Below are 18334 nucleotides of genomic sequence, written 5' to 3'. Positions count from 1 at the left end.
ACGCCTCACATCCTGAACAGGCCGAATTTCGTCTCTTCGATCGGCGCGTTGAGCGCGGCACGGAGAGAAAGGGCCACCACGTCGCGGGTCTTTTCCGGGTCGATGATCCCATCATCCCAGAGCCGGGCGGAGGCATAGAGCGGCGCCGACTGGCGCTCGAACAGTTCCAGCGTCGGGCGCTTGAACTCGGCCTCGTCCTCTGCTGACCATGTGCCGCCCCTGGCCTCGATGCCGGCGCGCTTCACATTTGCCAGCACGCCGGCCGCTTGTGGCCCTCCCATGACGGCGATCCGGGCGTTCGGCCACATCCAGACGAAGCGCGGCCCGAAGGCGCGGCCGCACATGCCGTAATTGCCTGCACCATAGGAGCCGCCGATGATCACCGTCACCTTCGGCACGGCGGCGGTCGAGACCGCGGTCACCAATTTGGCGCCGTCCTTGGCGATGCCGCCCGCCTCATATTTCGAGCCGACCATGAAGCCGGTGATGTTCTGCAGGAAAAGAAGCGGGATCTTGCGCTGGCAGCAGAGCTCGATGAAATGGGCGCCCTTGAGTGCACTTTCGGAAAACAGGACGCCGTTGTTGGCGATGATCCCGACCGGCACGCCTTCGACATGGGCAAAGCCGGTGACCAGCGTCGTGCCGTAGCGCGGCTTGAACTCGTCGAAATCCGAGCCGTCGACGATGCGAGCAATCACCTCGCGGACATCATAAGGCAGCTTCGGATCGGCCGGTACAAGACCCATGATTTCGGAGGCCGGATAGAGCGGTGGGCGGGGCGGGGCGAGCGCGGTGGCCTGCTGCGGGGCCGGCCCGAGATACCGGACGATCTGGCGGGCGAGCGCCAGTGCGTGATCATCATTGTCGGCGAGATAGTCGGCGACACCGGAAAGGCGCGTATGGGTATCACCGCCGCCGAGCGTCTCGGCATCGACCACCTCGCCGGTCGCCTCCTTCACCAGCGGCGGGCCGGCCAGGAAGATCGTCCCCTGGTTCTTGACGATAACGGTCTGGTCGCACATGGCCGGCACATAGGCCCCGCCAGCCGTGCACGACCCCATGACGACGGCGATCTGCGCGATCCCCTTCGCACTCATGCGGGCCTGATTGTAGAAGATCCGGCCGAAATGATCGCGATCGGGGAAGACCTCGTCCTGGTTCGGCAGGTTCGCGCCACCCGAGTCGACCAGGTAAATGCAGGGCAGACGGTTCTCCTCGGCGATTTCCTGCGCACGCAGGTGCTTCTTGACCGTCAGCGGGTAGTAGGTGCCACCTTTGACGGTCGCATCGTTGCAGACGATCATGCAGTCGCGGCCTTCGACGCGGCCGATGCCGGCGATCAGCCCCGCCGCCGGAATGTCCTCCCCGTAGACACCCGCCGCCGCAAAAAGGCCGATCTCCAGAAAGGGAGAACCGATATCGAGGAGCCCCGCCACCCGGTCGCGCGGCAACAGCTTTCCGCGCTTGACGTGGCGCTCGCGCGCGGGCTCGGGCCCTCCGGCAATGAGGCGCAGGGCCGCCGCCTCGATTGTGTCTCGCTGGGCAAGCATTGCAGCGCGATTGGCCTCGGCTTCTGAGGTAAGCGGCGTGCCAATGATCGTCATTTGTAGACCCTCCCCGCCTCAGCGCATGGCATTCATCATCTCGCGGCCGATCAGCATCCGGCGGATTTCCGAGGTCCCGGCTCCGATTTCCATGAGTTTGGCATCACGGAACATGCGGCTGACCGCACTGTCATTGAGGAAGCCGGCGCCACCCATGGCCTGGACAGCCTGATGGGCAACCTCCATCGCCTTCTCGGACGCGTAGAGTACGCAACCCGCCGCATCCTGCCGTGTCACCTCGCCCCGGTCGCAGGCGGCAGCGACGGCGTAGACATAGGCGCGGGCGGAATTCATCTTGGTATACATGTCGGCGATCTTGCCCTGCATCAGCTGGAAGTCGCCGATCGACTGGCCGAACTGCTTGCGGCCGACCATGTAGGGCATGATCTCATCCAGGCAGGCCGCCATGATGCCGCAGCCGATCCCCGAGAGGACGACGCGCTCGTAATCGAGGCCGGACATCAGCACGTTGACGCCTCGTCCCTCCGAGCCCAGCACGTTCTCGAACGGCACCTCGACGTCCTCGAAGATCAGTTCGGCCGTGTTTGATCCGCGCATGCCGAGCTTGTCGAAATGTCGGGACGTCGAAAACCCTCGCATCGTCTTCTCGATGATGAAAGCCGTGATCCCCTTCGAGCCGGCATCCGGGTCCGTCTTGGCGTAGACGACCAGCGTGTCGGCATCCGGACCATTGGTGATCCAGTACTTCGTCCCATTCAGGCGGTAGTGGTCATTGCGCCTCTCGGCGCGCAACTTCATCGACACGACATCGGAACCCGCACCTGTCTCCGACATGGCGAGCGCGCCAACATGTTCACCCGAAACAAGCTTCGGCAGATATTTCCGCCTCTGCGCGTCCGTACCGTTGAGCTTGATCTGGTTGACGCAGAGATTGGAATGGGCGCCATAGGAGAGCGAGACGGAGGCCGAGGCCCGCGCCAGCTCCTCGACCACGATCGTGTGGGCAAGATAGGTCAGCCCGACCCCACCATATTCCTCCGGCACCGTGACGCCCAAGAGTCCGAGATCGCCCATTTCCCGCCAGAGTTCGTTCGGAAAGGCATTGCTGCGGTCGACCTCCGCGGCCATCGGCTTCACGCGCTCCTGCGCGAAACGATGAACCGTTTCGCGCAGCGCCTCGGTCTCCTCGTCAAAACCAAATCTCATCGTGCTGTTGAACATTACCGCCTCCCAACAGAAACAAATGTCAGCGCGCGCAGCCGACGCTGCGCAGCACCATCTCCGCGTAGATCTCCTCGATCCTCTTCTCGGAAAGTCTCCCGCCGCTGCGGTACCAGGTGTTGACCCCGGTCAGCATCGCGATGATCGCCATGGCGCTGACGTGAGGATCCTCGATCCGGAACACACCGCCCTCGCCTCCGCGCATGAGGATCGCCTTGAGCTCGCCTTCATAGGCCCTGCGCAGCCGCTCGATCTCGGCGAAGCCCTCCGGCTCCAGCGCCCGCAACTCCATGTAGGAGATGAAGACCTCGTCGGCTCGCGTCAGATGATAGCGGATATGGAAACGGGCAAAATGCTCGAGCGCTGCCGCGGGCGGCTCGTCTGCGAAGCCTTCCGCCTTCAACGACGCCAGAAGCTCCTCCATATGCTCGCGCATGAGGGTCACGAGAATCTGCTGCTTGGTCGGGAAGTACTGGTAGAGGGCTCCCGGCTGGACACCGACGGCGTCCGCGATCATGCGCATGGAGACGGCGTCATAGCCGTGCTTGGCGAACAGGCCGAGGCTTTGCCTGCGGATCGCCGCTGCGGTCTTCTCACCAGCCGATCCGGCCTGACGCGCCACGGCTTTGCTCCATTAATTGAATGAACGTTCATTTCTTTAATCGGAAAATGCCCCACCCGTCAAGTCTGCTGCTGCAGAAGGACTCGCAACCGGAACCGATGGCCGCCGCTCCGCTACGGTCGCAATTGATAATGGAAACGCTATGCAATCTCTGGTATCAACTTCGGAGATCAGCACGTGCGTGGCCGGACACGTCCGGAACAAGGGGGAAGGGAATGACAGAACGGATCGACTACATCGCCAACGAGCTTACGACCCTGCTCGATCTGACGAAGCTTCAGAAGGAGGAGCGCCTCGCCCACCTCATCGGTCTGGCACTGAGCGAGGCGAAGGCCGAGAAAGCGCGCCGCGTGGAGAGACAACAGCCGGACGAGGCGTCCGAGCGCTGAGGTCCTGCGCCCCTCGAAGCGCGTGATTTCATCACGCGTGAACGCCAGCGCCGACGGCGCCGATGTAATCCAGCACCTCGTCTGCCCTCCCGTCACGCACGAGCTGCATGGCGGTGAACCCGGAAAATCCGGGGAGCGGTTCCGATCTGTACCAGGCGTAGGCCATCAGGGCCGAACCGACGCGCGGCTCGACCTTGTTGACGATTGCAATCATTTCGCGCAGGCGCCGTTGGGTCCTGTCGGAACAGATGCACTCCTTGCGCTGAACCGCATCCTTGCCAAGACCCGCGGTGCGAGCGATCTCCACGCTGGTCGTATGAAACGCTTCGGCAATCTTCCGTGGAGCGAAAAGGTTCCCTTCAAGGTATCGGGCGAGTTCCATGGCGTCGGCCTTCTGTCGAGCGAACCACTTACATTACCGTGATACGGTGTCAATTTCGATGTCCGTGGCCTCGTGTCGAGCGTTTTGGCCTGCCTGCCCGTTCCGATGTCCCCGGCGACGCGAGCAGCCCAGACCTACGATGCCTTGCGCTGGAAGTCGGTGACGTCGAGGTCGAAGGGAATCCTGTCGATGACCTGCAATTGCCGGGCGAGCCAGTCGATGAACACCCGCACCTTGTTGCTTAAGTGACGCGTGCGCGGATAGACGATATAGAGCGGTAGGCGCTCGCATTGCCAGTCCGTGAGCACGGGCACCAACTCGCCCCTGGCAATCGCATCCTTGACGAAGAATGGCGCGGACTGCACGATACCGAGTCCCGAGATGGCTGCGTTCAGATAGGTTCTGCTGTCGTTGACCGAGATGATGTAGCGCGGATCCACCTGGTGGAATTCCTCACCGCGGGTGAAGTCCATCGTCCAGACGCGTCCCGACTGGGCATGCAGATAGCCGACGCAGTAATGGGAGGTGGCGAGATCTTCCGGATGCTCCGGACGCCCGAAGCGCTCCAGGTACTGCGGCGCGGCATAACACTGCAGCCTCAGTTCGCCGACTTTGCGGGCGATCAGCGACTGGTCGGCGGGGGTGCCTCCCCGAAGCGCGCAATCGACGTTCTCGGCGATATAGTCAACGAGACGGTCCCCGACGCCGATGTCGAGCTGGATCTGCGGAAACCCGGTGTGAAAGTCGCACATGCCGGGAAGCACGATCAGATCGGCGAAGATTCCGGCCATTTCGACCCTCAGCCGGCCTGACGGCTGCGCCTGCGAGGTCGACAGGCTGTTGTCGAGTTCGTCCACGTCACCGATGATCTGCAGTGCCCGTTCGTAATAGAGCGCACCGTCGGTGGTCACCATCACCCGCCGTGTCGTCCGGTTCAGGAGCTTCGTCGAAAGCCGCGCCTCGAGCGACTGCACCAGGTTCGTCACCGTCGTCTTTGGCATGTTGAGCGACGCCGCGGCACGGGTGAAGTTGCCCATCTCCACGACACGCACGAATACCCGCATTGCGGAAAGCTGATCCATCGGCCTGTCCTCGCTCTTCGCGATTATCCGCGATTTTGGAATAGTGTTTACGAAATCAGCATGCTTGTGCGTTGATTGCCGAATAATAATAATACTCTGCAACTTCGCAGCAAGAGTGTTTCAACACCGGAACAGGAAAAGTTGTGATGTCTGCACATTGGCAGGAGATTGCATTCGATCCGTCGGAGGCGACGTCCGTCCGCATTTACGACCGTGGCACTCACGCCAAGGAACCGCCGATCGTCCTCTACCTCGGAGGTGGCGCCTTTCAACGTCGGACGCCGCTCGCCGAGGAAGCACCGGTTGCGCGCGCGCTTGCCGAAGGCGGTGCGATCGTAATGGAGGCCAACCTCGGCGGCTGGCAGGAAAATACGTTTCCGGGCGCGCTGGATCGGGCCTTTGCCGTGCTTACCGGCATCCGCAAGTGCCGCCGGAAATACGGCAGTTCAAAGTCGACGTTGTTCGTCGCCGGCGAAGAAGCTGGCGGCAACGTCGCCGCGGGACTTGCGCTGAAGGCGCGGGACCAGATCCCGGGCGAACTCCGAGGGCAGATCCTGCTGTCCCCGATGATCGACCCGTTGATGGCGAGCGGATCGATCCGCAACGCCGACCGCATCGGCATGCGCGGGCGCTGGTCGGAGGGCTGGAGCCGGTATCTGCACTCTGCACGATACCTGATGCACCCTTATGCGGCGCCGTGCCAGTGTTCGAGACTTTCAGGAGTCGCACCGGCGCTCCTGATGACCGCCGAAGACGACCCCTTGCGCGACGAGGTGTCAGCCTATTCGAAGCGCCTCGCCGCCGCAGGCGTTCGCGTGCAATTGAAAGTTCTGCCGTCCGGCTCCGGCTGGACGGACATCTACCGGAATGAGAAGGGCGCGTGGCTCGACGCCGTACGCGACGCGTTTGCGGCCTTCTCCGACGAAGTAACGCATTGAAATAGAAGTAATTAGTCCACCTGACGGTTCCGTCCCCCAAGGGAACCAAGGAGAGCAAGTCATGACCGTGAAAAAGACCCGCTGGGCCCTCTGGGGCGCCGGCACAGCCGTCGTTTTGTCGGCAATTGCAGCAACCGTGCATCTCGACATGCCGACCGGCGCCAACGCCGCACCCGCCGAACAGGCCGCACCGCCCGCGGTCCCGGTGACGGTAACAACATTGAAACCGCGCAGCGTCACCACCTGGCAGGAATTTTCCGGCCGACTGGAGGCGGTTGACCGAGTCCTGATCCGTCCGCGCGTGGCGGGCGTCATCCAGTCGGTCCACTTCCGCGAAGGCAGCCAGGTGAAGACCGGCGACCTCCTCCTCACCATCGATCCGGCCCCCTACGAAGCCGCAGTCGCCCAGGCCGAGAGCCAGGTGACGTCTGCACGCGCACGTCTTGATCTTGCCGAGGTCGAGCTCCAGCGTGGCAAGACGCTCTCGGCGAACAGGACGATATCGCAGAGCGAACTCGCCCAGCGCGAAAGCGAATTCGCCCAAGCCGAAGCAACGCTGCGTGCTGCCGAAGCCACGTTGAAGATAGCGCGCCTCGACCTTGGATATACCGAGCTTCGCGCCCCGATTTCGGGTCGGATCGGCCGACTCGAAGTCACCCAGGGCAACCTCGTCTCGGCTGGCTCCAGTTCGCCGGAACTGACCACCATCGTGTCCGTCGACCCCATCTACGCGAGCTTCAGCGCGGATGAGGAGCTCGTAACCCGCCTTTTGGCCCGCCTGCCTATGAACGGTGGCACGCCGGCTCTCGAGCAGGTTCCCGTCGAGATCACCGCTTCGGCCAACGATGCCCACCCGATCCGCGGCAAGCTGCAGCTCATCGACAATGAAGTCGACCGGTCGAGCGGCACCATCCGCGTTCGCGCCGTCTTCGACAACAAGGACGGCCGGCTGATCCCCGGCCAGTTCGTCCGCATCCGGGTGGGAGAACCCACGCCCGAGGACCATCTTCTGGTCAGCGAGCGGGCGATCGGCACGGACCAGGACAAGAAGTTCGTCATGGTGGTCGGCGACGACAACGTCGCAGCCTATCGCCCAGTGCGCCTCGGCGCCAACGTGGACGGCGAGCGGATCGTCGAATCCGGCGTTGCCGCCGGCGAACGGGTGATCGTCAACGGCCTGCAGAGAATACGGCCCGGAATGACCGTCGCCCCCGAGGACGAGTCCAAGGTCGCCAGTCAGTAAACACGAGAGCGGCGAAATCGCCGCTCCAGCCATTTGGTTCGATCGCACTTCCGGTCGCGAGGCCGGAAGTGCACGTCGCCCGCTTTGCGACGCAATGCCGGAGATCCCGCCATGAACATATCCCGCTTCTTCGTCGATCGGCCGGTCTTTGCGGCCGTCCTGTCGATCCTGATCCTCGTCGCCGGCCTGATCGGTCTGCGCTCGCTTCCGATTTCAGAATATCCGGAAGTCGTGCCCCCCTCGATCATCGTGCGCGCGAGCTATCCCGGGGCAAACCCGACCGTCATCGCCCAAACCGTGGCAACGCCGCTCGAAGAGCAGATCAACGGCGTCGAGGACATGCTCTACATGTCGAGCCAGGCGACGTCCGATGGTGTGCTCACGGTCACCGTCACCTTCAAGCTCGGGACCGACCCCGACAAGGCCCAACAGCTCGTTCAAAACCGCGTCGCCCAGGCCGAACCGCGCCTGCCGGCAGAGGTGCGCGCGCTCGGCCTGACCACGGCCAAGAGCTCGCCCGACTTCATCATGGTCGTCAATCTGGTGTCCGACGACGACAGCTACGACATCACCTACCTCCGCAACTATGCGACCCTGAACGTCAAGGATCGGCTGGCACGCATCGAGGGTGCCGGCCAGGTGCAGGTCTTCGGTGCTGGCGACTATTCCATGCGGATCTGGGTTGACCCGCAGAAGGCGGCAGAGCACTCGCTTGCCGCCAGCGACATCACCAACGCGATCCGCGGCCAGAACGTGCAGGCGGCAGCCGGTATCATCGGGGCGTCTCCAAGCGTCCCCGGCACCGGGCTGCAACTCAACGTCAACGCGCAGGGCCGGCTGCAGACGCCGGAGGAATTCGGCAATATCATCGTCAAGAGCGGTGAAAACGGCGAGATCACGCGCCTGCGCGACGTCGCCCGCGTTGAACTTGGCGCCGCCGACTACACTCTGCGTTCGCTCCTCGACGGCAAACCCGCCGTCGCTGTCGCGGTTCTCCAGGCGCCGGGCTCGAACGCAATCGAGATCGCCGACAATGTCCGCGCGACCATGGACCAGCTGCAACTGGCCATGCCGCAGGGCGTTAGGTACGAGATCGTCTACGACACGACGAAGTTCGTGCGCGCTTCGATTGAAAAGGTCGTGGAAACCCTGCTCGAAGCCGTCGGGCTGGTCGTCCTCGTCGTCATTCTCTTCCTGCAGACCTGGCGTGCCTCGATTATTCCGCTGATCGCCGTTCCGGTATCGATCATCGGTACATTCGCGGTGATGTACGCCTTCGGCTTTTCGATCAACGCGCTGACGCTGTTCGGCCTGGTGCTGGCGATCGGCATCGTCGTCGACGACGCCATCGTCGTCGTCGAGAATGTCGAACGAAACATCGAGAACGGGCTCTCGCCCCGCGAGGCGACCTACCGGGCCATGCGTGAAGTGTCGGGACCCATTATCGCCATCGCACTGGTGCTGGTGGCGGTCTTCGTGCCGCTCGCCTTCATCAGCGGCCTGTCGGGTCAATTCTACCGGCAGTTCGCGTTGACGATCGCCATTTCGACGGTCATCTCCGCCATCAACTCGCTGACCTTGTCTCCTGCGCTTTCGGCCCTTCTCCTGAAGGATCATCATGCGCCGAAGGACCGGCTCACACGGATCATGGACGGGCTCTTTGGCTGGTTCTTCCGTGGCTTCAACCGTGCCTTCGGGGCAGCCTCCAACGGCTACGGCCGCTCTGTAGGCGGGCTCCTGTCGCGCAAGAGCCTCGTCATGGCCGTCTATCTGGTCCTCGTCGGCGCGACCTACACCATGTTCACCACCGTCCCGGGCGGTTTCGTGCCGGCGCAGGACAAGCAGTACCTGATCGGCTTCGCCCAGCTTCCCGATGGCGCCACCCTGGACCGGACGGAACAGGTGATCCGGAAGATGAGCGACATCGCGCTCGAGCAGCCCGGCGTCGAACATGCGATCGCCTTCCCCGGCTTGTCGATCAACGGCTTCACCATCGGCTCAAACGCCGGCATCGTCTTTGCCGTTCTCGACGACTTCGAGGACCGCAAGACGCCCGACCTGTCGGGCGGCGCGATCGCCATGGCACTGAACCAGAAATATGCGGGCATCCAGGATGCCTTCATCGCCATGTTCCCGCCTCCGCCCGTCAACGGCCTCGGCCAGACCGGCGGCTTCAAGCTGCAGATCGAGGACCGGGCCGGCTACGGCTACCAGGCGCTCGACGAGGCGGCCAAGGCGGTGCTTGCCAAGGCCTACCAGACGCCCGAACTGGCAGGTATCTTTTCAAGCTTCCAGATCAACGTGCCGCAGCTCTACGCCGACGTCGACCGCGCCAAGGCCGAGCAGCTCGGTGTCGCCGTGACCGACGTCTTCGAGACGTTGCAGATCTATCTCGGTTCCCTCTACGTGAATGACTTCAACGCCTTCGGGCGCACCTACAGCGTGCGCGTCCAGGCGGACGCAAACTTCCGTGCCGAAGCCGCCGACATCGGAGCGCTGAAGGTCCGGTCGCGGTCGGGCGAGATGATCCCTCTCTCAGCCTTGCTCAATGTCGACGAAACCACGGGACCTGAACGCACGACCCGTTACAACGGCTTCCTCGCCGCAGACGTCAATGGCGGGCCGGCACCGGGCTTTTCCTCGGGCCAGGCGCAGGCAGCGATCGAGAAGATCGTCAGGGAAACCGTTCCGCAAGGCATCGATTTCGAATGGACGGACCTGACCTACCAGGAAATCCTCGCCGGTAATTCGAGCGTGGTCGTGTTTCCACTCGCGCTGCTTCTCGTCTTCCTGGTTCTCGCCGCCCAGTACGAGAGCCTGACCCTGCCGATCGCGATCATCATGATCGTGCCGATGGGGATTCTCGCAGCCCTGACAGGTGTGTGGCTCACCGGTGGAGACAACAATATCTTCACGCAGATCGGCCTCGTCGTGCTCGTCGGGCTGTCGGCGAAAAACGCAATCCTGATCGTGGAATTCGCCCGCGAACTGGAGCTACACGGAAGGACGCCGGTTCAGGCAGCAATCGAGGCGAGCCGGCTCAGGCTTCGCCCGATCCTGATGACTTCGATGGCCTTCATCATGGGCGTGGTTCCGTTGGTGGTCTCCACCGGCGCCGGCGCCGAGATGCGGGCCGCGATGGGGATCGCCGTCTTCTCCGGCATGATCGGGGTCACCTTCTTCGGCATCTTCATGACGCCGGTCTTCTACGTGCTGGTTCGCAGGCTGACCGGCAATCGGGCTCTCGTTCACCACGAGATCTATCCCGATTTCCTTCAGCAAGCGCCACACGGCGCAGCAAACGACGGCGCGCCTTCACGACCGCAGCCCGTCGAAGCCGTATAAGGCGGACGAGCCGAGTTCAGACCTTGTACGTGTGCGGCAGACTGATCTGCCGCACGCGTTTCTTCATCGCACACGTTCACCGGCTTCGTTTTTGAACTCTCGCTCCCCTCTTCCCGTTTGACTTGCATCAAAGAACCTCCGGCAACCGTCCACTATATTTTAGCAAATGCGAACGTGAGGCGTGTCGACAGACACGATCTCTTGCCCGGGCAGGTGACACACGAGGTCCGTCCCGCTGACGTTCGCACATGTGCCGGATGGAGGAGAGGCAGATGGCACCGAAGAGCGTATCCCGAGCAGCGGACGTATCTCGCCCACAAGCAGGAATACATGAGCTTCCCCGCCCTGAAGCGTATGCGGTCACGCCTGTTGCCCGCGTCTCGCGGTGGCGACATGCGCTTCGTCTGATCGCGGCGCTCGCGATCGGATTAGGCGGGCTCACAGCCTCCAGGGTCGCCGCACAGGAAGCCTTGCAGCCGGGCGAGGCGGTCGTCACCCGCTTTTCCGGAACCGTCGAGGAGGCCGGCCGCCGGATCATCGACGTCAACGGGGCCTCGGCCAGCATCCTCGACCTGCGACAGCCGGGCGGCCCACCGATCGGCGCACACTGGTTCAACGAGAGCCAGCGCGCGGCCGTCACCGCCGGCGACATCGGCCAGGTCTTCGGCGTGACGGTCGACGATGCAACGCCGCCGAACATCTACCTGACCGCTACTGCTGCCTTCGGCCTGCACCGCAACGCCGACAATTCCGGCTGGATGGCGGGCATGTGGGGCGCAGGCGGCGGACCCGGCACCGTCTGGAAACTCGATGCCGCCAACGGCTACCGGCCGCAGGTCTTCGCCGAGATCACTCTCAACGGGCGGGCGAACTCCGGAGCAGCCCTCGGCAACATTGCCTTCGATCCGCAAAACCGGCAGCTTTACGTCTCCGATCTCGAGACGGGCATGATCCACCGACTGCGCCTGACCGACGGCGCCGATCTCGGCACCTTCGACCACGGCATTGCAGGACGGACCGGCTTTCTCGAGGTGGCAACCGGCGAATTTCGCTCGCTCCCCGAAGTCTCCTTCGACCCTGCCACCTCGGCCCATGTTTCCGACTGCTCGAGCGGCGACTTCTCCCGCACACCCTCCTGCTGGAACCTCGCCGACTTCCGCCGGCGGATCTGGGGCCTCGGCGTCCGCGTCGAGCCGGAGGGCGGAGCCGTTCGGCTCTATTACGCCGTCTGGGGCAGTCAGGGTTTCGGTAATCCGGACTACGCAGCCGCCGAGGACGACGATCGACGCAATGCCATCTGGTCGGTCGGCATCGCCGCCGACGGCAGCTTCGACGGTGGCAGCGTGCGCCGCGAATTCTTTCTGCCGGATTTCTTCCGCTCGCCGGAAGCCATCGCCCGGGCCGGCCGTAGCCATCCCGTTTCCGACATCGCCTTCCCGGCCTCCGGCGACCAGAACGTGATGCTTGTCGCCGAACGTGGCGGCATGCGCAATCTGGGTCTCGCCGCCGACAACGCCTTCGCCTATCCGCATGAGGCGCGCGTCCTGCGCTATGAGTTGACGGACGCAGGATCGTGGCGTGGAGCCGGGCGCTACGATGTCGGGTACTACGATCGCAGTGAGGACGGTCCGCCATATATACGCGCCAACTCCGCGGGCGGCGTGTCCTTCGGACCCGGCTACGGCCCGAACTGGCAGACCGACCTGGCCCAATCGGACGGTTTCGTCTGGATGAGCGGAGACGGCCTCTGCTCGCCGCGCGGGCTCTGCCTCGACGGCAGCGTCGGCGAACACACCGACTCCTCTCAGGTGACCGGCATCGAGGGCCGCTCCTCCCAGCCCTATGAGGCCTTCGAGCCGGTCACTGCCTTCCAACCCTATCCGTCGCCAGGCCCCGCCTCGCCGCCGGAAGGCCCAGACGCCTCCTTCATGGTCGATGCGGACGTCAACACCGACACCGCCGGCAACGTCATTGCTGCGGACCTGCAGCGCAACGATGCGACCAAGGTCGGTGACGTTGCAGTCTTCCAGCCGTTGCCGGGCGCCGGCGAGGCCGTGAGCGAAGGGGCGGTGCCGCCTGCGGCAACCACGGAGGAAGAGGTTACCACCGCATGGCCGGAAGGCCTGCCGCCTGAGGGCTGGCTGCCCGCGCCGCCGCCCGAGGACGGGTGGTTCCCGCCGCCACCCTGGCCGATCGAAACCGACCTGGCGATCCGCAAGACGGGACCCGCCGAATGCCAGGAAGGGGTCGAATGTACCTACACGGTGACGATCCGCAATCTCGGGGCGATCGGATATGTCGGCCCGCTGGCGATCACCGATACGATGCCCGCGGGGGCAACCCTCGCCTCAACATCGCCCGGCTGGAACTGCGTACCCGGCGGGGACTCCTTTTCCTGTGTCACCAATGCCTTTGCGGTGCTCGCGCCCGGCGCCACCGCGGCGATCGAGGTCAACCTGTTGCTGCCCGCCGACATTCCCGGCCCGACGGTCGAGAACTGTGCCGCCATCGACTGGTTCGAGATGGGGACGGATGACGGTCCGGGAGACGGCAATGACGAGGACTGCGTCGACACGCCGGTGACCGACGGCTTCGACCTCGGCATTACCAAGGAAGGGCCTGCCAACTGCACCGAGAATGCCGACTGCTCGTTCCTCGTCGAGGTCGTCAATCACGGCCCCGGCGCGTTCAACGGCGTGATCGCCGTCCGCGATCCGTTGCCGGCGGGGGCAACATTCGTCGCCGCCGGTTTCGACCCGGAATCGGTCACCTGTGCTCCAAGCGGCACCGATATCCTATGCCAGACACCCGACATGACGCTCCCCGTCGGCGGGGTCGTCCATATCTTCGTGCGGATGAAGCTGCCCGACGGAATTGCCGGCGGCGCGATCGAAAACTGTGCCGAGATCAACTGGGGCGCCATGGCCGCGAACGATGGCCCTGCCGACGTGCACCCCGACCTTGCCTGCGTCACGGTGCATGTGCTCGACAGCGCAGGGTTCTTCGATCTTTCTGTCGCCAAGCAGGGTCCGGCTCATTGCGATGCCGGAGGCAACTGTACCTATCAGATGACAGTCTCCAACAGCGGGCCGGATGATTACACCGGTCAGGTGGTCGTCGAAGACACGCCCGAAGCGGGTGTCACGCTCGTCGTGGCCAATCCCGAATGGGCCTGCGTCGCGGGACCTACGATCACTTGCACCCTCAACGGCGGCCCGCACACGCTCCATCCGGGCGACAGTCGTAATCTGACGCTCACGGTCGCAATCCCCGATCCGGCGCCGGCCGACCCGATGTTCAACTGCGTCACTTTCGACTGGGCAGCGCCCGGCATGCCGCCGAATGACAACCCGGCAGACGGCGCCCCGGAAAAGAGCGACGGAACCTGCGTCCCGACGCTCGTCGGTGAAGGCTTCGACCTGGAGATTGCCAAGACCGGTCCCGCCGAATGCTATGAGGGGGGCGCCTGTGATTTCACCGTCAGCGTCACCAACAATGGGCCGGCGCCCTTTGCCGGGCTCATGACCTTCATTGACGAAATGCCCGCAGGATCGACACTCGAAGGAGTCACCGGCGGCGTCTTCACTTGTAACAGCGCAGCCCCGGGCAGCGTGATCTGCGTGACAGGCGGCGCCCCCCTGCCTCCGGGCGCGGTGCAGGAAACGACTTTGCATGTGCGCCTGCCCGATCCCGTTGTGGGTGATGTGGTCGAGAACTGCGCTGCGATGAACTGGGCCGCGCCACCGCCGGACTGGTACATCGGATCGACCTACACCGGTGACGACAACGCCGCCAATGACGGGCCGGCCTGCGCCACCGTGCCGGTGCTTGCCGCCGATCTCGCGCCCTGGGGCGCGACCAGCTGCGAGCTCGGAACCTCCTGCCCGATCGACGTCAGGATCGAGAACCGCGGCGGAAAGCTGTTCAAGGGGGCCGCCGGCCTGCGCGGCACGCTCGATCCCGGCGTCACGATCAGCAGCATCGAGAGCCGGACCCCCGGTCTCACTTGCCGGGTCACGGGAACCGGACGCTACGAATGCGACAGCAGGGAAATGCTCCTGAAGCCGGGGGCCACCGCCAACATCCACATGACGCTCGACATTCCAGCCGATTTCCCTGAACGCCTCATCGTCCATCGCAAGGAGATGCTGTGGCCCGACAGCCGGGTGAAGGACCGCAAGCCAGAAAATGACCGTCACACCAGCACGATCATGATCCTACAGCAGCAGGAGCCGACGCCCCCGCCCCCGACGACGCAGACGCTTCCGCCGCCGGCAAATGTCGCGGCTGCGGATCTCGCGGTCACCAAGTCGGCCGGTCGCGACATCTGTGTCGCCGGTTCGCCATGCGACTTCCTGGTCACCGTCACCAATGCCAGCCGCACGACCTATGTCGGGCCGCTCAGGGTCAGCGACGTCTTTACGCCGGGAAGCGCAAGGCTCATCGGCTTCGAGCCTTCGCCCTGGACATGCCGGGAAAGTCGCGGCGCATTCCTTTGCAGTTATCCCCGCACGACGCTCAGGCCGGGTGAGTCACGGACACTTGCCCTCGCGCTCGAGCCGGTCCGTGTCGGCTCGGGACCACAGCGCAATTGCGCCCGCCTCGACTGGAACGAGACGGCACTCGTCTCGGCAGTCCAGCAGGCGCTGAACCAGCTCGGCTTTGCCGCAGGCGAAGCCGACGGGAAGGCCGGCAGCAGGACGCGGAAGGCGATTGCCGATTACCGGAAGAGCGCTGGACTGCCTGCAAGCGACGCGATCGACACGGCACTCGTTCGACGGCTCTTCGCCTCCTGGGGCGAGGGAGATGCCAATGCGGCAAACGACAATGCCTGCGCGACGGTGACGATCCGTGAACCGGTGGTGCCGCCGCCGGTCTGCAAGGCCGGCCAGACGCCGGTGGATCCCGCCCGAGCCGAAGCGCTGCGGGCACAAGGCTGGAGGATCACGTCCGTCAGCCGCGGCGGACGGACGATCCTGTGCGGTGTCGCCCCTGCCCCGCTCACATGTCCGTCCGGCTACACCGCCTATCGCGACAAGAACCGAATCCCGCCGAACTCCGAGGTGGTGCGTCGGGAGCGCGGTGGCCAAGTGCTCTTCTGCGCTCGTCCGCAACCGGTCAGTTGTCCGTCGGGCTATGAAGCCTTCCAGAACCAGAACCGGATACCGAAGGGCTGGGAGGTCGTCGCACGCCGCAGCGGCGGGCAAGTCCTCTACTGTGCCCGCCCGCCGCAACTCGTCTGCCCGACCGGCTACAAGGCCTATCCGAGCCGCAGCCGGATACCCGCGGGTTTCGAAGTGGTCGTGCGACGCAGTGGCGAGCAGGTGCTCTATTGTGCCCGCCCGCAGGCGACGACTGAAAACTGCCCGCGCGGGTGGAAGCAGATCGACCCGGACCGTGCAGCGTCTCTTTCCCGTCAGGGCTGGCAGATCCGGCGGGTCGGAAGCCTGACCTGCGGTCGGCCCGGCGACATCGTCGTGCCGCCGACCACCAAGCCCCCGTCCTGCACGGGCGGCCGGACCTGGAGCGCCAGGCAGCAGGCCTGCGTCTGCCCCCGCAATACCCGCTGGGACGCCAGACGCGAACGCTGCGTGCCGCTTCTTCGGCAGGTGGAACCGGTTCCGGGCCAGACCACTCCGAAGCCGCGCGAAACGATCCCGCCGCTGCTGCGGATACTGCCACCGGTACAATAGAAGCCGGTCCGGGATGTCCTCACTTGCGTTGGAGGACATCCCGCCGGTCGTGGATTTTGGAGATTGCCCCTTCGCGTTTCGCTCGCACACGAACAGGGACGAATTGGTGCCACGCCCGGAATTAGCTCGGTCCCGACGACGTCATCTTTTCCGCCTCATCTGGAAGTGGCGAGGCAAACCTTAATCGACAGGGTGACCTACGGTCCAATGTCGATCTCGTTCACGACTTCGTCGACGCCGAATATGTACCAGGCGTCATTCTCCGCCATGCGCCGTTGGTCGTCGCTCGGCAGATAGCCGGTCAGTCGGACTGTCCGGTTACGAACGCCGACCTTGACCTGTGCCGCATCGATGTAAGGGTCCTTTTCCAGCGCAAGCCGGACCGCCTCGGCGATCCTGTCGGCACTGTCCTCGTCGTCGTCTCCGGCGACAATTCCGTTTATGACGTCACGCGACCCCGGCACCCACCACGCGAGCAAGCCGATGTAGCGCTTGATGGTCAGGCCTGGCACGGTTCCGTTCAAGGTGACAATCCCGTCAACGACCTCGTAATCGATGTCGCCATGGGCATCCGGCGACTTCGAAATCGTCTCGCGGTGGCCGCCCCTGATCTCCTCGACGTTCAGGCTCGCAAGTGCCGAATCTTCCGCGTATTCCCGCCGCAGGTGGGCGCGGATATCCGCGTCTCCCATGGGCGATGCCGGCTTCACCCGGACGCGGTCGACGATGGCAACGATGTCGGGCACCCCTGCGGCAATCTCGAGCGCAAGCTTCTTCTGGGCGACACCATCCACTTCCGCCTCGAAAAGCAGCGTTCCGTCGTTCTCCAGCGCAAGGCGATCGGCCTTGAACCGGCTCCCGAGGCGGCTTTCGCCCGACAGGCGCCCACGCAGTTCATCGACAACCTTGCGTATCCTTTCCGGCTCGAGACCAAACATGAGACCCTCCGTGACCTCTTCAAGATGCATGTCTGTCCGTCTGAACATCGCTCAGAAACCGTTCGAACTTCTGCCGGTCCAGATCGGTTTCCAGCTCAACCGTCACCTGGGCTGTCCCCCGGTCAGGTTTCACGAAATCTTCTTCGAAGCCCTGAAGGGTCATCTCCTCCGGCTCGTCGGATACCGCCCCTTCCTCAGGAAGGCAGTTCCCGAGGACGTCTTCGATCCTGATCCGCAGCAGCCAGTGTCCGCCGCTGTCCACCAACGGCTTCACTTCCAGAACCCCGACGGTGGAAAGGGCCTGGAGGTCGTCAGTTTCCGCGACCGGCTCGAGCGAACCGCCGGCATCGTCCGTCAAAAACATCCTGCTCGCATCTATCTCGAAACGGGGTTTCCCGCCCGATGCAAGCTCCCCCTTTAGCCATTCGACGACATGCGCCGCGTCCAGGTCGATTTCGTATTCCATCGCCATCGCTCCGAAATGTCAGGTTCCGATCTGTGCAATCGGAGCTCCGATACGTTTCACGTTCCCCTCGAAACACCCTTGCTTCCATGATGTATATCAATGAAATCTACTTTAGTTCTGCATTACAGTGAAGCTGCAGACGGCCGGCTGCGCGGGTGGTGCCGAGCGACTTCTTCTCCTGTCGTCCGGATTAAAGTCGGCGTGGTGATTTTGATCCGGCAGAGCCGACCTTCCGAAGACGTAGGTTCGCCAGACACTTCCCTTGGATCGCGTTCTTGGCGGCTCGACTGCAGTGAATAGTATCGTCGGATTTACGTCCGCCAGCAGCATCGGCTCATTCGCAAGAAGCGAGTTCAACGCGGAGCGCACAGGAAGATGGACAGCGGTGGATCAGCCGGAGTTCCCGTGGAGTTGCCCCTTAAAAACCGGACAGGATCAGGTTTCGGTTTG

Annotated in this window: 12 protein-coding genes; 5 read left to right on the top strand and 7 right to left on the bottom strand. The window is 63.9% G+C overall.

Features of this window, described 5'->3' with window-relative positions; translation table 11 throughout:
• Positions 1-5: 5 nt before the first annotated feature.
• From ACM6UT_RS10815 to ACM6UT_RS10805, 3 genes are read right to left on the bottom strand one after another with little or no spacing between them, the layout of a single operon-like run.
• Positions 6-1604 carry a carboxyl transferase domain-containing protein gene (locus ACM6UT_RS10815; RefSeq protein ID WP_416797349.1) on the bottom strand — a complete coding sequence of 533 codons (1599 nt, stop codon included), beginning with the start codon at positions 1602-1604 and terminating at the stop codon, positions 6-8.
• An 18-nt stretch (positions 1605-1622) separates the two neighbouring features.
• Positions 1623-2771 carry an acyl-CoA dehydrogenase family protein gene (locus ACM6UT_RS10810; RefSeq protein ID WP_465245561.1) on the bottom strand — a complete coding sequence of 383 codons (1149 nt, stop codon included), beginning with the start codon at positions 2769-2771 and terminating at the stop codon, positions 1623-1625.
• A 40-nt stretch (positions 2772-2811) separates the two neighbouring features.
• The gene (locus tag ACM6UT_RS10805; protein WP_416797347.1) at positions 2812-3408 is read right to left on the bottom strand and encodes a TetR/AcrR family transcriptional regulator; all 597 of its coding nucleotides are present in this window, start codon (positions 3406-3408) and stop codon (positions 2812-2814) included.
• Positions 3409-3623: 215 nt separating this feature from the next.
• Between ACM6UT_RS10805 and ACM6UT_RS10800 the strand changes: the two genes are divergently transcribed.
• Entirely contained in the window at positions 3624-3797 is a 174-nt protein-coding gene (locus ACM6UT_RS10800; protein ID WP_416797346.1) for a hypothetical protein, read from the top strand.
• Positions 3798-3828: 31 nt separating this feature from the next.
• Here the strand turns inward: ACM6UT_RS10800 and ACM6UT_RS10795 are convergent, their stop codons facing one another.
• Positions 3829-4179: a hypothetical protein gene (locus ACM6UT_RS10795; protein WP_416797345.1), complete on the bottom strand. Its 351-nt coding sequence runs from the start codon at positions 4177-4179 to the stop codon at positions 3829-3831.
• Positions 4180-4313: 134 nt separating this feature from the next.
• Complete coding sequence (locus ACM6UT_RS10790) at positions 4314-5261, bottom strand: LysR family transcriptional regulator (RefSeq protein WP_416797344.1); 948 nt, start codon at positions 5259-5261, stop codon at positions 4314-4316.
• A gap of 146 nt (positions 5262-5407) precedes the next feature.
• On the opposite strand from ACM6UT_RS10790, the gene ACM6UT_RS10785 reads away from it, so the two are divergent.
• The 4 genes from ACM6UT_RS10785 (at position 5408) to ACM6UT_RS10770 (ending at position 16480) form a co-directional block, all read left to right on the top strand.
• Entirely contained in the window at positions 5408-6199 is a 792-nt protein-coding gene (locus tag ACM6UT_RS10785) for an alpha/beta hydrolase fold domain-containing protein (protein ID WP_416797343.1), read from the top strand.
• Positions 6200-6260: 61 nt separating this feature from the next.
• Complete coding sequence (locus tag ACM6UT_RS10780; protein WP_416797342.1) at positions 6261-7442, top strand: efflux RND transporter periplasmic adaptor subunit; 1182 nt, start codon at positions 6261-6263, stop codon at positions 7440-7442.
• Positions 7443-7553: 111 nt separating this feature from the next.
• Positions 7554-10787 carry an efflux RND transporter permease subunit gene (locus ACM6UT_RS10775; protein ID WP_416797341.1) on the top strand — a complete coding sequence of 1078 codons (3234 nt, stop codon included), beginning with the start codon at positions 7554-7556 and terminating at the stop codon, positions 10785-10787.
• Positions 10788-11059: 272 nt separating this feature from the next.
• Positions 11060-16480: a peptidoglycan-binding protein gene (locus ACM6UT_RS10770; RefSeq protein ID WP_416797340.1), complete on the top strand. Its 5421-nt coding sequence runs from the start codon at positions 11060-11062 to the stop codon at positions 16478-16480.
• Between the two features lie 197 nt (positions 16481-16677).
• Here ACM6UT_RS10770 and ACM6UT_RS10765 read toward each other — a convergent pair whose 3' ends face one another.
• Both ACM6UT_RS10765 and ACM6UT_RS10760 read right to left on the bottom strand, forming a co-directional pair.
• Positions 16678-17418, bottom strand: coding sequence for a BON domain-containing protein (locus ACM6UT_RS10765; protein ID WP_416797339.1), 741 nt, complete (start codon positions 17416-17418; stop codon positions 16678-16680).
• Positions 17419-17437: 19 nt separating this feature from the next.
• Positions 17438-17884, bottom strand: coding sequence for a hypothetical protein (locus tag ACM6UT_RS10760; protein WP_416797338.1), 447 nt, complete (start codon positions 17882-17884; stop codon positions 17438-17440).
• Positions 17885-18334 lie beyond the last annotated feature (450 nt).

The sequence above is a fragment of the Ciceribacter azotifigens genome (assembly GCF_048159625.1).
GTDB classification, from domain to species: domain Bacteria; phylum Pseudomonadota; class Alphaproteobacteria; order Rhizobiales; family Rhizobiaceae; genus Allorhizobium; species Allorhizobium azotifigens.
The sequence above is the reverse complement of the archived record's forward strand: the minus strand, read 5'-3'. Positions and strand labels throughout refer to the sequence as shown.